The sequence below is a fragment of the Acidovorax sp. YS12 genome (genome assembly GCA_021496925.1).
Classification (GTDB): Bacteria; Pseudomonadota; Gammaproteobacteria; order Burkholderiales; family Burkholderiaceae_C; genus Paenacidovorax.
On sequence record CP053915.1, the window covers coordinates 2441185 to 2456433 of the forward strand.

14 protein-coding genes are annotated in these 15249 nt (G+C 68.0%); 2 read left to right on the plus strand and 12 right to left on the minus strand.

Translation table 11 applies throughout. The annotated features are described in order from the left end of the window. Positions 1-63: 63 nt before the first annotated feature. The gene (gene tal / locus YS110_11150; GenBank protein UJB65266.1) at positions 64-1014 is read right to left on the minus strand and encodes a transaldolase; all 951 of its coding nucleotides are present in this window, start codon (positions 1012-1014) and stop codon (positions 64-66) included. 103 nt (positions 1015-1117) lie between these two features. On the opposite strand from tal, the gene YS110_11155 reads away from it, so the two are divergent. Continuing rightward, complete coding sequence (locus tag YS110_11155; protein UJB65267.1) at positions 1118-1963, plus strand: SIS domain-containing protein; 846 nt, start codon at positions 1118-1120, stop codon at positions 1961-1963. Positions 1964-2068: 105 nt separating this feature from the next. Here YS110_11155 and fabF read toward each other — a convergent pair whose 3' ends face one another. After that, positions 2069-3367 carry a beta-ketoacyl-ACP synthase II gene (gene fabF / locus YS110_11160; GenBank protein UJB65268.1) on the minus strand — a complete coding sequence of 433 codons (1299 nt, stop codon included), beginning with the start codon at positions 3365-3367 and terminating at the stop codon, positions 2069-2071. A gap of 82 nt (positions 3368-3449) precedes the next feature. On the opposite strand from fabF, the gene YS110_11165 reads away from it, so the two are divergent. After that, complete coding sequence (locus YS110_11165) at positions 3450-4067, plus strand: TetR/AcrR family transcriptional regulator (protein ID UJB65269.1); 618 nt, start codon at positions 3450-3452, stop codon at positions 4065-4067. 58 nt (positions 4068-4125) lie between these two features. Here the strand turns inward: YS110_11165 and YS110_11170 are convergent, their stop codons facing one another. The 10 genes from YS110_11170 to YS110_11215 form a co-directional block, all read right to left on the minus strand. Beyond that, positions 4126-5718: an MCP four helix bundle domain-containing protein gene (locus YS110_11170; GenBank protein ID UJB65270.1), complete on the minus strand. Its 1593-nt coding sequence runs from the start codon at positions 5716-5718 to the stop codon at positions 4126-4128. 138 nt (positions 5719-5856) lie between these two features. Next, complete coding sequence (locus YS110_11175; protein ID UJB65271.1) at positions 5857-6354, minus strand: YbhB/YbcL family Raf kinase inhibitor-like protein; 498 nt, start codon at positions 6352-6354, stop codon at positions 5857-5859. Positions 6355-6440: 86 nt separating this feature from the next. Further along, positions 6441-7448 carry an ATP-binding cassette domain-containing protein gene (locus tag YS110_11180; GenBank protein UJB65272.1) on the minus strand — a complete coding sequence of 336 codons (1008 nt, stop codon included), beginning with the start codon at positions 7446-7448 and terminating at the stop codon, positions 6441-6443. 8 nt (positions 7449-7456) lie between these two features. After that, positions 7457-8437, minus strand: coding sequence for an ABC transporter ATP-binding protein (locus YS110_11185; GenBank protein ID UJB65273.1), 981 nt, complete (start codon positions 8435-8437; stop codon positions 7457-7459). A 1-nt stretch (position 8438) separates the two neighbouring features. Continuing rightward, a complete protein-coding gene (locus YS110_11190) occupies positions 8439-9359 on the minus strand; it encodes an ABC transporter permease (protein ID UJB65274.1) in 921 nt (306 codons plus the stop codon). Between the two features lie 93 nt (positions 9360-9452). After that, positions 9453-10670: an amidohydrolase gene (locus tag YS110_11195; protein UJB65275.1), complete on the minus strand. Its 1218-nt coding sequence runs from the start codon at positions 10668-10670 to the stop codon at positions 9453-9455. A 1-nt stretch (position 10671) separates the two neighbouring features. Beyond that, positions 10672-11652 carry an ABC transporter permease gene (locus YS110_11200; protein ID UJB65276.1) on the minus strand — a complete coding sequence of 327 codons (981 nt, stop codon included), beginning with the start codon at positions 11650-11652 and terminating at the stop codon, positions 10672-10674. Between the two features lie 143 nt (positions 11653-11795). Beyond that, the gene (locus tag YS110_11205; protein UJB65277.1) at positions 11796-13007 is read right to left on the minus strand and encodes a porin; all 1212 of its coding nucleotides are present in this window, start codon (positions 13005-13007) and stop codon (positions 11796-11798) included. 329 nt (positions 13008-13336) lie between these two features. Continuing rightward, positions 13337-14425, minus strand: a complete 1089-nt coding sequence (locus YS110_11210; protein ID UJB65278.1) for a porin — start codon at positions 14423-14425, stop codon at positions 13337-13339. 278 nt (positions 14426-14703) lie between these two features. Then, positions 14704-15153: an OsmC family protein gene (locus tag YS110_11215; protein ID UJB65279.1), complete on the minus strand. Its 450-nt coding sequence runs from the start codon at positions 15151-15153 to the stop codon at positions 14704-14706. Between the last annotated feature and the right edge of the window lie 96 nt (positions 15154-15249).

A 15249-nucleotide genomic window follows, 5' to 3' on the forward strand; every position in this document is an offset into this window, starting at 1 on the left:
CAAGTTTCCGAGGCCCGCGGTGCGGGCGCGAGGCGCAAGTGTAACGAGGGGGCGGCCAGCCGCTCAGGCTGCGGCCTGGATGAGCTGCTCCAGTTTCACCGCGTCGGCGGCGAAGGCGCGGATGCCCTCGGCCAGCTTCTCGGTGGCCATGGCGTCCTCGTTGAGCGCGTAGCGGAAGCCCGCCTCGTCGTACTGCACCGCGGGCAGGTCCATGGCGCGGGCCGCCTCGGCGTCGAGCGCGCACGCAAGCGGCGCCTCGGACTGCGCCAGCTGCGCCAGCAGGTCGGGCGCGATGGTCAGCAGGTCGCAGCCCGCCAGCGCCACGATCTGGCCCAGGTTGCGAAAGCTCGCGCCCATGACCTCGGTGGCGATGCCAAAGCGCTTGTAGTGGTTGAAGATGCGGCGCACCGACTGCACGCCCGGATCATTGGCCCCGGCCATGGCCGCCTCGTCCCACTGGCTGCCCGCCTGTTTCTTGTACCAGTCGTAGATGCGCCCGACGAACGGCGAGATCAGCTGCACCCTGGCCTGGCCGCAGGCCACGGCCTGGGCGAAGGAGAACAGCAGCGTCAGGTTGGTGTGGATGCCCCGGCGCTCCAGCTGGCGCGCCGCCTCGATGCCCTCCCAGGTGGCGGCGATCTTGATGAGCACGCGGTCGATGTGCACGCCCTCGCCCTGGTACAGCTCGATGAGGCGCTCGGCGCGCGCCACGGTGGCGCTGGTGTCGAAGCTCAGGCGCGCATCCACCTCGGTGGAGACGCGCCCCGGGATGAGCGACAGGATCTCGCAGCCGAAGCGCACCAGCAGCCGGTCGATGACCTCCTCCATGGGCGCGCCGCGGTGCCGCGCCACCGTGGCCTGCAGCAGCGGCGCGTACTCGCTCTTTTGCACCGCCTTGAGGATCAGCGAGGGATTGGTGGTGGCGTCGCGCGGCTGGAACTGGGCCAGTTGCCGGAAGTCGCCGGTGTCGGCCACCACGGTGGTGAACTGTTTGAGTGCGTCGAGCTGGTGCATGCGGATTCCCTCGTTGGTCGATGCTGCGGCCCGCAGGCCAAACCTGCGAGTGTATGCCGCGAGGGCGTTACAGGCGGGCAGGAAACCACGTTACATTCACGCCATGCTCGACCGCATCACCGCCTCCCTGCCCTCCCTGGCGCCCGCCGAGCAGCGCGTGGCCAGGCTCGTGCTGCACGACGCGCGCGCCTTCGCGCGCCTGCCGGTGCGCGAGCTGGCGGCACGCGCGCACGTGAGCAAGCCCACCGTGGTGCGCTTTTGCCGCAGCATGGGCTACGACGGCCTGGCCGACTTCAAGCTCAAGCTGGCGGGCAGCGTGAGCGAGGGCGTGCCTTTCATCCACCGCAGCGTGGACGCCGACGACAAGACCGGCGACGTGCTCGTCAAGGTGGTGGACAACGCCGTGGCCGCCTTCCTGCAGTACCGCAACGCCGCCAGCACCACCGCCGTGCAGCGCGCGGCCGAGGCCATCGCCGCCACCTGGCAGACCGGCCGGCGCATCGAGTTCTACGGTGCGGGCAACTCCGGCATCGTCGCGCAGGATGCGCAGCACAAATTCTTCCGCCTGGGCATCACCAGCATCTCGGCCAGCGACGGGCACATGCAGGTCATGAGCGCCACCCTGCTCGGGCCGGGCGACTGCGCCGTCATCATCAGCAACTCCGGGCGCACGCGCGACCTGATGGACGCCGCCGACATCGCGCGCAAGAACGGCGCCACGACCATCGCCATCACCGCCAGCGGCTCGCCGCTGGCCAGCGCCTGCGCCATCCACCTCGCCGCCGACCACCCCGAGGGCTACGACCGCTACAGCCCCATGGTGTCGCGCCTGCTGCACCTGCTGGTCATCGACGTGGTAGCCACCTGCGTGGCGCTGCGCATCGGCCCGCAGCTGCAGCCGCTGCTGCAGCAGATGAAGGACAACCTGCACGCCAAGCGCTATGCTTGAAACACCCCCCTGAGCCGCTGCGCGGCGGCCCATGCTCGGCTGCCCTCGCTCGGGCCGCGCCGGTTTCATGGACTGCGGTTATCCAACCCGTATTAACAGGCGTGTTCACGCCGCTTGCCAGCGGCGCAGCAGCAGTGAGGCGTTCACGCCGCCAAAGCCGAAGCCATTGACCAGCGCGTATTCCATGGCCAGCGGCCGCGCGCTGCCCGCCACCAGGTCGATGCCCTCGGCCAGCGGGTCGGGATCGGCCAGGTTGCGCGTGGCCGGCGCGATCTGGTCGCGCAGCGCCAGCACGGCGAAGATGGCGGCCACCGCGCCGGCCGCGCCGAGCAGATGCCCCGTGGCCGACTTGGTGGAACTGACGACCACGCCGCCTCCGGTGCCGAACAGGCGGCGGATCGCAGCCAGCTCCCCACGGTCGCCCACCGGCGTGGAGGTGGCGTGCGCGTTCAGGTACTGCACCTGGGCGGGCGCCACCTCGGCCATGGCCAGCGCCTGTGCCATGGCGCGCAGCGCGCCGTCGCCATCCTCCGGGCCCGCGGTGATGTGGTAGGCGTCGGCCGAGGTGCCATAGCCCACCACCTCGGCCAGCGGCGTGGCGCCGCGCGCCCGGGCATGCGCCAGCGATTCGAGCACCAGCGCCCCCGCGCCCTCGCCCATCACGAAGCCGTCGCGGCCCATGTCGAAAGGGCGCGACGCTTCCTGCGGCCGGTCGTTGTAGCGTGTGGACAGGGCCTTGGCGGCCGCGAAGGCGCCCAGGCTGACGCGGCCGATGGCCGCCTCGGTGCCGCCGCACAGCGCCACGTCGGCCTCGCCCGAACGGATCAGGCGCAGCCCGTCGCCCACGGCCTGCACGCTGGCCGCACAGGCCGTGACCGGCGTGCCCAGCGGCCCCTTGAGGCCATGGCGGATCGACACGTGCCCGGCCGCCAGATTGGCCAGGAACGAGGGCACGGTGAAAGGCGACAGGCGCTGCGCGCCCCGGCTGTCCGTGGTGCGCACCGCCTGCGCAATGGCGTCGAAGCCGCCGATGCCGGAGGCGATGACGCAGGCCGTGCGCTCGCGCGCGCGCTCGTCCTGCGGTGGCCAGCCCGCCTGGGCCAGTGCCTGGCCGCATGCATCCAGCGCCAGGGGAATGAAGCGGTCCATCTTGCGCAGTTCCTTGGCGGGCGCCACGGCGTCGATGTCCCAGCCGCCCTCGGGGTCCTGCGCCACGCTGGGCACCTGGCCCGCCACCTGCCCGGCCACATCGGGGGCCATGTCCGCGGGCAGCCTCGACAGGCCCGAGGCGCCGGCCAGCAGGCGCTGCCAGCACAGTGCGGTGCCCCGGCCCAGGGGCGACACCATGCCCATGCCGGTGATGACGACGCGGCGGCTGCCGCTCCTGGTCACATCCTTGTCCATCGCGTACCCTTTGCCTTGCGGCTTTATGATGACGACCATCATCATAAACACGTTTGATGACAACCGTAACCAATCCGTCGCCATGAAGGTCTCCAAAGCCCAAGCCGCGCAGAACCGGCAAGACATCCTCGAAGCCGCCGCGCGCCTGTACCGCGCCCACGGCCTGGCCGGCGTGGGCGTGGCCGAGGTCACGCGCGGCGCCGGGCTCACCCACGGCGGGCTGTACCGCCATTTCGAATCCAAGGATGCGCTGGTGCGCGAAGCCTGCGCGCGCGCGTTCGACTGGTCCATCGGGCCGCTGGACGGGGCCGTGGAAGGCAGCGATGGCGGCCTGGCCGCCCGCGTGCAGGCCTACCTGTCGCCCCAACACCGCGACAGCCCCGGCGAAGGCTGCCCCGCCGCCGCGCTGGCTGTGGACGTGGCCCGCGCCGGGGGCGACCTGTCGGCGGTGTTCGCCGCCGGGGTGGAGCGCAACATCACCCGCTTCGCCCGGGTGATCGGCGGGCTGGCGGCGGACGCCGAGCCCTCCGCGGCGCAGCGCGCCGAGGCCATGGCCATGCTCAGCGCCATGGTGGGCGCGCTGGTGCTGGCGCGCGCCACGGCGGCGGCGCGCCCGGCGCTGTCGGATGAGATCCTGGCCACCGTATGCACGCACCTCACCAGCGGCCCTGCGCCCGGCGCATCAAACGCTACCAAATAAAGAGCTGCCAGCGCTTGCAGCATATGGCCTGAAAGCCATTTTTCCTCATAACAACCTATCAGGCCGGCAGCGCCAGGGCGCGCCCGCGCGGCGCCGCTGCGGCCGGCACGAGCACGAAGGCCGACACCGCCCGGCTCAACCGTTCGGACTGCTCGCGCAGGCTTTGCGCGGCGGCCGCGCTTTCCTCCACCAGCGCCGCGTTCTGCTGGGTCATCTGGTCGAGCTGGCTGACCGAGGCGTTGACCTGCGCGATGCCCGCCGACTGCTGGCCCGCCGCCGCCGCGATGCCCGCCACCTCGTCGGTGACGCGCTGCACGGCCGCCACGATCTCGCGCATGGTGTCGCCCGCCTCGTGCACGAGGCGCGAGCCCTCGCCCACCCGCCGCGTGCTGTCGGCGATGAGGTCCTTGATCTCGCGCGCCGCCGCCGCGCTGCGCTGCGCCAGGCTGCGCACCTCGCCCGCCACCACGGCGAAGCCCCGCCCCTGCTCCCCGGCGCGGGCGGCCTCCACGGCGGCGTTCAGGGCCAGGATGTTGGTCTGGAAGGCGATGCTGTCGATCACCCCCGTGATGTCGGCGATGCGCCGCGCGCTGCCGTCGATGGACTCCATGGTGTGCACCACCTGTTCCACCAGCGCGCCGCCCCGGCCCGCCACGGTGGCGGCCGAGCCGGCCAGCGCGCTGGCGGTGCGCGCCGCCTGGGCCGTGTGCTCTACGGTGCCGGTCAGTTCCTCCATCGACGCGGCCGTGGTCTGCAGGTGGCTGGCGGTCTGCTCGGTGCGCAGCGACAGGTCCTGGTTGCCGGTGGCGATCTCGGCGCTGGCCGTCGCCATGCTCTCGGCCGCCTCGCGGATGGTCAGGATGACGCTGGTGAGCGATTGCTGCATGCTGCCCAGGGCTTGCAGCAGGGCGCTCGATTCGTCGCGCGTGTCCTGCGGCGCATCGAGCATGACGGGGCTCAGGTCCCCGGCCGCCACCTGGCGCGCCACGCCCAGCGAGCGGCCCAGCGGACGCACGATGCCGCGCGCGATGGCCAGCGAGGCCCCCACGCCCAGGGCCAGGGTGAGCAGCCCCAGCGCCAGGATGCCCAGGCTGGTGCGGTGGTTGGCCTCGCGGATCGGCGAGGCCGCCTGGTCGAGCGCGTGGCGCTGCAGCTGGAGCAGGTCGTTGACGCGCTCCACGTACACCTTGGCGGCGGGCACGAAGGTGGCTTCGAGCAGGCGCGCCGAATCCTCCGCATGGCCTTCGCGCTTGAGGCGGATGACTTCGTCGCGCGCGGCGACATAGCGCGTGCGCAGCGCGGCGATGTCGCGGAACAGGCGCTTTTCCTCGTCAGTGGCCATCAGGGTCTCGACCTGCTTGTGGATGGCCGTGGTGCTCTCGGCAGACTCCTTCTGCTCGGCTGCGAAATACGTGGCGAGGCTGGGGTCACTGCTCTTGGCAATGGCGGTGGTGCGGCGCACTGCCGTGTGGATGAAGCGGTACCAGTCGGAGATCAAGCGCTCCTTGGCCAGCGGCTTTTCGATGATGGCCTGCGCGCCTTGGCTAGATGCCTGCAGTTGCCAGATGCTCAGGGCGCTGTTGAGCAAGGCGAAAAACAGCAACAGGCCGAAACCCAGTGCCAGCCGGGTGCCTATGGAGAGTTTGTGCATAAGGAGAAGAGTGGGTCGGAAGTCCCATTCTAGGAAGGGGGGGTCACCACCGCTCCGCTTCCCTGGCGCAGCTTGACGTGCATCAACGAAAAACCGCGCCAGCCCAGCGCACCCCGCAGGGTGCGGCCGCCGCCGGGCTCAGGGCCGACCGTAGGTCGCGGTGAAAGACGCCTTGGCCAGCGTGTGCGCGTTCACCATGAAACCCGCCAGCGCTGCGGTGGCGTCGTCGGGAATGTCGAGCCGAGGCACCGACAGCGCGTGCACGGTGAAAACGTAGCGGTGCGGCTTGTCGCCCGGCGGCGGGCACACGCCACCCCAGGCGTGGACGCCGTAGTCGTTGCGGATCTGGCGTGCGCCAGCCGGCAGCCCCTGGCCGCCCTGCGCACCCGCGTGGGCCGCCAGTTGCGTGGTGCCTGCGGGCAGGTCCACCACGAACCAGTGCCACCAGCCCGAGCCGGTGGGCGCGTCCGGGTCGTACACGGTGACGGCGAAGCTCTTGGCCTCCAGCGGCGCCCCGCTCCACTGCAGCACGGGCGAGCGGTTCTGGCCGGAACAGCCGAAGCCGTCGAACTCGAAGTGCTGCGGCACGGTGCCACCGCTCGGAATGTCGGGGCTGGAAAGGGTGAATGCGGTCATGCCTGCTCCTGTCGGTGAAAAAAGAGGTCAAAAATGGCTTCAAGGCTTGCCAGAAAAGCGCCAGCAGCTCCCATTTACATAGCACATCACAGCCGCCCCTCCTGCACCGCGTGGCACGCCACGCGCGTGCCCGCGCCGGCCTCGTGCAGCGCGGGGCGCTCGGCGCGGCAGCGCGCGTTGGCGTGCGGGCAGCGCGGGTTGAAGGCGCAGCCGGGCGGCGGGTCGAGCGGGTTGGGCACCTCGCCCTGCACGGGCGTGCGGGCGCGGCCGGTGTCATGCATCTTGGGGATGGCGTCGAGCAGCATGCGCGTGTACGGGTGGCGCGGGCGGCTGAACAGCGTGTGCTTGTCCGCCAGCTCCACCAGCCGGCCCAGGTACATCACGCCCACCTGGTCGCTCACGTGGCGCACCACTGCGAGGTTGTGGCTGATGAACAGGTAGGTCAGGCCGCGCTCGCGCTGCAGCCGCTTCATGATGTTGAGCACCTGCGCCTGCACGCTCACGTCGAGCGCGCTCGTGGGTTCGTCGCACACCAGGAACTCGGGTTCGGTGGCGAGCGCGCGCGCGATGGAGATGCGCTGGCGCTGCCCGCCCGAGAACTGGTGCGGGTACTTGGCCATGTCCTGCGCGGACAGGCCCACGCACGTGAGCAGTTCGCCCACGCGGGTTTTCAGCCCGGCCTTGCCGGTGATGAGGCCGTGCTCGCGCAGCGGCTCGCCGACGATGTCCTCGACCCGCCAGCGCGGGTTCAGGCTCGCATACGGATCCTGGAAGATCATCTGGATGCGCCGGCGCAGCGCGCGCGCATCGCGGCCCTGGAAGGCAGCATGCGCGTCCTGCCCGTCGAAGGTGAAGCCACCGCGCGTGGGCGCGTACAGGCCCACCAGCAAGCGCGCCACGGTGCTCTTGCCGCAGCCCGATTCGCCCACCAGCGCCAGGGTCTGGCCGCGTGCGATCTCAAAGCCCACGCCGTCCACGGCGTGCAGCAGTGCGCGCGGCTTGCGCTCGATCACGCGGTTGAGCCAGGGGGCCGAGACGTCGAAGGTCTTGGCCAGGTCGTGCGCACGCACCAGGGGTGGCACCAGGGGTTGCATGGCGGTACTCATGCGGTCACCCCGCTCGCCGGGTCGTGCAGCCAGCACGCGGCCTGGGTCGGGCCCGCAGCGATCAACTCCGGGCGCTCGGTGCGGCAGCGCGCCTGGAAGCCGCGCGGGCAGCGCGGATTGAAGGCGCAGCCCGGGGGAATGGCGTCCAGGCGCGGCATGGCGCCGTCGATCTGGTAGAGCGCGTCGCGCTCCGATTCCATGTCGGGAATGGCCGCCATCAGCCCCGCGGTATAGGGGTGCGCGGGGTGGTTGATGACGTCGTGCACCGGGCCGATTTCGGCGATGCGGCCGGCGTACATCACCGCCACGCGGTCGCAGGTCTCGGCGATCACGCCCATGTCGTGCGTGATGAGCATCACGGCCGCGCCGCGCGTCTTGCAGATGCTCTTGAGCAGCTGGATGATCTGCGCCTGGATGGACACGTCGAGCGCCGTGGTGGGCTCGTCGGCCACGATGAGCTGCGGCTCGGCGGCAAGCGCCAGCGCGATGACCACGCGCTGGCGCATGCCGCCGCTGAACTGGTGCGGGTAGTGGCCGATGCGCTGCTCCGCCGCCGGGATGCCCGTGTCCTTGAGCAGTTGCACGGCGCGCTGGCGCGCCTCGGCGGCGCTCACCGGCAGGTGCGTCTGGATGGTCTCGACAAGCTGCTGGCCCACGGTGTAGAGCGGGTTCAGCGAGGTCAGCGGGTCCTGAAAAATGGCGCCGATGCGCCGTCCGCGAATGCGCCGCAGCTGCGCGTGCGGCAGGTGGTCAATGCGCTCGCCTTCCAGCAGGATCTGCCCCGCGGCAATGCGCCCCGGCGGCTCCAGCAGGCCGATGATGGACGCACCGGTGAGCGACTTGCCCGCGCCCGATTCGCCCACCACGCCGAGGATCTCGCCCGGCGCGATGGCAAAGGAAACACCGTCGAGCGCGCGCAGCACGCCACGCCGGGTGGGGAATTCGACAACGAGGTTCTGGACTTCGAGTAATGCCATGTCAGCGCAGCCGTGGATTGAGCGCATCGCGCAGCCAGTCGCCCAGCAGGTTCACTGACAGCGCGATCAGCACCAGCATGATGCCGGGGAAGACGGTGATCCACCACTCGCCCGAGAACAGGTAATCGTTGCCCACGCGGATCAGCGTGCCCAGCGAGGGCGAGGTGGGCGGCGCGCCCACGCCAAGGAAGGACAGCGTGGCCTCGGTGATGATGGCCGTGGCCACCTGGATGGTGGCCAGCACCGTGACGGGGCCGGTGACGTTGGGCAGGATGTGGCGGAACATGATGCGCGCAGGTGGCACACCGGTCACGCGCGCGGCCTGCACGTACTCCTTGCCGCGCTCGACCATGGTGCTCGCGCGCACGGTGCGCGCGTACTGCACCCAGCCATTGCTGCCGGCGAACGCGATGGCCAGGATGAGCACGCCGAAGGCAATGCCCTCCGGCGCGCCGGGGTACAGCGCCCGCGCCACGCCCGCGATGAGCAGCGCCACCAGGATCGCCGGGAAGGACGAGACCACGTCGCACACGCGCATCAGCAACGCGTCCACCCAGCCGCCCGTGGCGCCCGCGAGCAGGCCCAGCGCCACGCCCATCGCCAGCGACAGCGCCACGCCGGCCAGGCCCACGATGAGCGAGATGCGCGTGCCGTAGATCAGCGCCGAGAGAATGTCGCGCCCCTGGTCGTCGGTGCCGAGCAGGTACTTGGCCGAGCCCTCGGGGCTCCACGCGGGCGGCAGGCGCGCGTCCGACAGCTCCAGCGTGGCAAGGTCGAACGGATTGTGCGGCGCCACCCAGCCCGCGAACACCGCGCAGAACACGCACACGGCCGCGACGCAGGCCGCCCCCATGGCCAGGGGCGAAGCGCGCAGGCTGTGGCCCATGTCACTGTCGAGCCAGCGGTGCAGGGGGTTTTTCATCCAGGGTTTCCACAGGCATTCAACGCAGGCCAAAAACTCCTGAAACAGTAGCTGCCAGCGCTTGCCAGTTCTGCGTTTCAGGCACTTTTTCCATCAAACCTCCACCATCGGCATGGCCTGCTCGACCAGGCCCGCATGCAGCGCCGCCCCCAGGGGCAGCACTTCGTCGTTGAAGTCGTAGCGGCTGTTGTGCAGCGCCGCGCCGCCCACGCCGTTGCCCTGGCCCAGGCGCAGGTAGGCGCCGGGCTTGCTTTGCAGCATGAAGGAGAAATCCTCGGCGCCCATGCTCGGCTCCAGGTCGCGCACTACGTTCTCGGCGCCCACGATGGACTCGGCCACGTCGCCAGCGAAGCGCGCGTCGCTTTCGGTGTTGATGGTGGCCGGGTACATGCGCTCGTAGCGCACGGCGGCGGTGACGCCCAGGCCCAGGGCCACGGCGCTGCACAGTTCCTTGAGGCGGGCCTCGACCATGTCCTGCACCACAGGGTCGAAGCTGCGCACCGTGCCCACCAGCGTAGCGCTGCCGGGCTGCACGCTGAAGGCACCCAGGTCGCCCGCTTGCACCGCGCACAGGCTGATGACGGCGCTGTCGAGCGGGCGCACGTTGCGCGCCACGATGCTCTGCACCGCGGTGACGATGTGCGCCGCCGCCAGGATCACGTCCGTCGTCTGGTACGGATGCGCGCCATGGCCGCCGCGGCCGGTGACCTCGATGGTGATGCGGTCGGCAGCTGCCATCATGGCGCCGCCGTTCAGCCCCACGGTGCCGGACTTCATGGCAGGCCAGTTGTGCATGGCGTAGACCGACTGCACGGGGAAACGCTCGAACAGCCCGTCCTCGATCATTGCGCGCGCGCCCGCGCAGCCCTCCTCGCCCGGCTGAAAGATCAGCACGGCCGTGCCGTCGAAATGGCGTGTGGCCGCCAGGTAGCGCGCCGCCCCCACCAGCATGGCCGTATGGCCGTCGTGCCCGCAGCCGTGCATCAGGCCGCTTTTGCACGACTTCCAGGCGAAGTCGTTGTGTTCGGTCATGGGCAATGCATCCATGTCGGCACGCAGGCCGAGCATGGAGCCACTGGACTGCCCGCGCCCGCGCACCACTGCCACCACGCCGGTGCGGCCAATGCCTTCGTGGATCTCATCGACGCCACAGACCTGCAGCGCCTCCTTGACGCGGGCGGCCGTATAGTGCTCCTCGAAACCCAGCTCTGGGTGCGCGTGCAGGTCGCGGCGCAGCGCCGTCAGTTCAGGATGAAACTGGGCGATCTGGGCGAACGCCCGCCCGCCCGCCTTGAAGCGCGGAGCCTGCATCTCAATGTCCTCCCGCCCGGCCGACGCGCAGGCGCGGATCGACCAGGAAATACAACAAATCCACCACCAGGTTGATCACGACGAAGATCAGCGCGATCAGGCACAGGTAGGCCGCCATCACCGGAATGTCGGCAAAGGTCACGGCCTGGATGAACAGCAGCCCCATGCCAGGCCACTGGAACACCGTCTCGGTGATGATGGCGAAGGCGATCAGGCCGCCGAGCTGCAGCCCGGTGATGGTCAGCACCGGCACCAGCGTGTTCTTGAGCGCATGGCCGAAGTAGATCGCCCGGTCAGTGAGCCCGCGCGCCCGCGCGAACTTGATGTAGTCGGTGCGCAGCACTTCCAGCATCTCGGCGCGCACCAGGCGCATGATCAGCGTCAGCTGGAAGATGGCCAGGGTGACGGCGGGTAGCGCAAGATGGTGCCACCCCTTCGCCGTGAGAAGCCCGGTACTCCACCAGCCCAGTTGCACCACCTCGCCCCGGCCGAAGCTCGGGAACCAGCCCAGCGTGACCGAGAACACCAGGATCAGCAGGATGCCGATCAGGAACGTGGGCAACGACACGCCGAGCAGCGACAGCGCCATGAACACCTGGCTGGTAAACGTGCCACGCTTGAGCGCCGCATACACCCCCATCGGAATGCCCACCAGCAGCGCGAGCACGGCTGCCGCCAGCGCCAGCTCTAGCGTCGCCGGGAAGCGTTCGGCGATCAGGCGCGACACCTGCGCGCCCTGGCGCAAGCTGATGCCGAACTCGCCTTGTGCGGCGTTCCACAGGAAATGGCCGAACTGCACGACAAACGAACGGTCCAGCCCCAAGGCCGCGCGCAGCGCAGCCACCTGCTCCGGCGTCGCGTCCTGGCCGAGCAGGATCAACACGGGATCGCCCACAAACTGGAATAGCAGGAAGGCCAGAAAGGCCACGGTGACCATCACGATCACCGCCTGGAGCAAACGGCGGAGGATGAAAGCGAGCATGGGAGGCGAGGCAATGCAACCGCTCCCATGCTAGCAGGCACAGCGTCCCTGGCGTAGCTCGTTCGCCCGGGGAAAACGCCCAGAAAAAAAGCCCCTGCGAGCAGGGGCTTTTTCCAGAGGCAGGCAGCCAAGCTGCCCGGGGATCAGAAGCGGTGGCGCAGGCCGATGGTGAAGCCGGTGCGGCTGCGGGCCTTGCTGGCAGTGTCCAAGTACATGTTGTCGCCGCCGCTGAGGCGCGTGTTGTCGATACCGACGTAAGCATCGGTGCGCTTGCTGAAGGCATAGTCGGCCACGGCCACGACGAAATTAGCCTTGCCGTTGGATAGGCCGGTAGCCGAGCCGGACTGCTTGCCGTGGAAGTAGTGCAGGCCCACGTTGAGCTGCGGCGTGGCCTGGTAGCCCACGCCCAGCTTGACCATCTGGCGCTTGTCGGCATCACCCGGAACGAAGCCGCCGTTGGTCTGACCGGCCCAGAACACGCCCAGAATCGCACCATCCAATTGATTGCGAATAGTCTGGATGGGATTGGCACCTGCAGCCGTGAACTTGGCCTTGTTCAAGCCGTAGCCAGCCGTCAGATACCAGGGGCCGGTGCGATACGAACCACCCAGGGTCCACGCATCGACATCGGTGCCGCCGGGCAGCGTGCTACGCAGATAGCCGCCGCCGACAGCCAGACCGTTGCCAGGGGCGTAGCGCAGATAGCCGCCGACCGTCTTCCATGCGCCGCCATTGATGGTGCTCAGCGCCTTGGCACCAATCAAGGCCGGCAATTGGGCCGCGTTACCAGGGAAACCTGCCTCGATATCTTTGGTATCGTTGTTTTCATCAAACGAATACTGCAGCGAGCCGACCAGGCTGCGGTCCTTCGTGGCGAAGGTGTACTTCAGCATATTGCTGGTACGCGCACCCATGGCCATGCCAAGCTCGGGCTTGTAGGCTTCCATGTAGGGCGAATAGGGGAACGAGGCGTAGGTGCTGGTCACCACATCGAACAGCACGTTCCACTGGCGGCCAGCGGTCAAACGGCCATAGGGGGTTTGCAAGCCCACGTGAGCCAACTGGAAGAAAGGCGCGTTCGCGGCGGAATTTCCGGCATCGGCATCGAAACGGTTTTCCAGCACCACCAGCGCCGTATTGCCGCCGCCCAGGTCTTCCGTGACGTTGATGCCCCAGCGGCTTTGCGACATACCGCCGCCAATCATCTGGGTTTTGCTCTTCTGATCCACGCCTTCGTTATTGGTGTGGCGCACAGCGGCATCCACGATACCCCACAATTCCACCTTGCTGGTTTGGGCCATTGCCACACCGGCACTGCACAGGGCCAGGGCTGCCACAATAATGTTCTTCTGCATTAGATAAACTCCTCTAGGATTGATAACCGGTTTCAGAATTCGCAGCCATTCTAAAAATGAACCGCTCCGAACCATGCAATACCGTTAGATTCACCGCACTAAAAATTCCTCCCAAGGAGGCCCTGCGGCCAAATCGTGTTTTTTGACAGGGGGCGGGGAACCTTGATTGTTAAAAACCGACACAATCCGGGCAAGGGCTTATCGCATTCCTGCCACAGGGGTTAACCCCGAACGCAGTCACGCACGCGACAGATTCCCAAATAAAAAAACCGCTGCACGCGTGCAGCGGTTTGTGTTTCCAAGACAAGCTGGCTCACGCCAGCCTGGCATTAGAAGGAGTGGCTCACGCCCACTTGGAAGCCTTGCTGCTTGCCGCTGTCCTTCAGCACGCCAGCACCCAGCGACGGGATCACGGCATTGGTGCCGTTGTAGTCCTTGTTGTTCAGGTAAGCGTAGGTGCCGTACACAGAAGTGCGCTTGGACAGGCCGTACACATAACCCACGGCGAACTGGTCAGCCTTGAGCTTGGCAGCGCCAGCGGGGGTGTATTCATAGCGGTTGAACGCAGCGCGCACCAGGCCAGGGCCCACAGGAGCGGTCACAGCCAGCATGTAGCCCTTGGTCTTGTCGTCGCCGATGGCGCCGCGCTCACCCTTGGAATCGCGGTAGCCAGCCAGGATCTTGGCCACGCCCAGGTCATACGAACCGCCCAGGCTCCAAACGGAAATCTTGCCCGAGTTGGTAGCGGTGTCCTTGTTCAGACGCTCCAGACCCAGACCCAGGCTCAGAGGGCCGTTGTCGTACGTCAGGCCAGCGCCCAGGTATTGGCGATCGCTGTTAGCGCCAGCCACTTCGCCGAAGCCGTAGTTCACAGCAGCCTTGAAGCCGCTGAAGTTGGGCGACACATAGGTCACGGCGTTGCTCACGCGCTGGTTGGTGGTACGAGCCGTGTTGTAAGCGCCGGTATCGGTCACGCCACCGTCTGCCCACAGGCGGGACTGGGCGATACCCACGGAACCGAACACGTCGTAGCGGGCGGTAGCGTTGTAGGCAGCGGTCAGTTCGCGGCCCAGACGCACTTCACCGAAGCCGCCTTCCAGGCCCACGGTCGATTGACGCTTGAATGCCAGGCCATCACCAGCCTTGGCACCAGCGTAGCCGGAAGCACCGTCGCCGTTGTCCAGGTTCAGACCTGCTTCCAGACGGAAGTTGGCCTTCAGGCCACCGCCCAGGTCTTCCACGCCGCGGAAGCCGATGCGGCTGGTCAGGTTGTTGCCGGAGGTCACGCCGGACCAGTTCTTGTCACCATTGACGTAGGTCACGCCAGCATCGGCCACGCCGTACAGGGTCACGGAAGATTGGGCCATGGCGGCGCCAGAAGCGGCCAGCACGGCCAGGGCGAGCAGGGATTTTTTCATTGCAAGTACTCCAAGGTTTAACTAGAGGGCGCCGACGGCGTTGTGGGTGCGGCACTGACATGCCCCGCCGGTCCCGGGCCAACCTCCTGATGGGGAAGTTCCCCCCATTGCACCAGACGCCACCCTCTTTCGCAAAGGAAATCCCCTCGCTGGTGCATTCAACGGCGCATTTCGTTGTTGTGGTGCAACATACAGGCCACCCCCTGCACCAGGGGGTTTTCACTGATGTGGCGACGCGGGCCTGTGGACGCTTTTTCGCCCCCTCGCCGGTCCGGCCCTCAGACCTCGATCAGATCAAAGCCTGTGGTGATCTGCGCCGTCTTGCCCAGCATGATGCTGGCGGAGCAGTATTTCTCATGGCTCAGGGCGATGGCCCGCTCCACGGCGGCGGCCGGAACACCCTTGCCCGTAACGGTGAAGTGCATGTGGATCTTGGTGAATACCTTCGGTTCTGTATCGGCACGTTCCGACGTCAACTTGACACTGCAGCCCCGCACATCGTGGCGCCCGCGGCGCAGGATCAGCACCACGTCGTACGCGGTACACCCCCCGGTGCCGGCCAGCAGCGTCTCCATGGGACGAGGAGCAAGATTCAGGCCACCTAGCTCGGGCTTGGCTGCATCGGGCGCCCCATCCATGGCCAGGACATGGCCGCTGCCGGTTTCGGCGACAAAGCCCATGCCCGAGCGCGTGCCGCTCGCGCCGGTCCAGCTGACTGTGCATTCCATAAGAGGTCTTTCTCTGACTGAGCGATAAGGGAGCGTGATTGCAGCAAAAAAACAGACCCTTGTGGGGATATGGCTTCCTAATGTTGCAATGCAACA